Source organism: Mesorhizobium sp. M7A.F.Ca.MR.362.00.0.0 (assembly GCF_004023175.1).
Lineage (GTDB): Bacteria > Pseudomonadota > Alphaproteobacteria > Rhizobiales > Rhizobiaceae > Mesorhizobium.
In genome coordinates this window covers 1-268 of record NZ_RZTF01000467.1, presented here as the reverse complement: position 1 = coordinate 268, position 268 = coordinate 1, and the positions used below count along the sequence as shown (strand labels likewise).

General features: G+C 61.6%; 1 pseudogene (cut by a window edge). It reads left to right on the top strand.

What is annotated here, in order from left to right:
- A pseudogene (locus tag EOC06_RS33155) lies at window positions 1-213 on the top strand (peptide chain release factor 3) (it extends 1,399 nt beyond the left edge of the window).
- Window positions 214-268 lie beyond the last annotated feature (55 nt).

The window sequence follows — 268 nt, the reverse complement described above, 5'->3', positions numbered from 1 at the left end:
CGGTTTTCAGTCTGCCGCTGGATATCGGCCGACGACAAAGCCGAGACGCTTCGCTTCATCGAGGCGCATCGCGGTGACATCGCCCGCGACCTCGACCATGATCCGGTGTTCCTCGCCCAGCACGCTTTCTCGCTGAACTACGAAGCGGAACGCTGGAAGGCGATCAAGTTTGCCACGATCAAGGACTATCAGGTCCGCGACAAGGCGGCGTAGGCGCCAGTTTTCCCTTCTCCCCGTTCACGGGGAGAAGGTGCCCGAAGGGCGGATG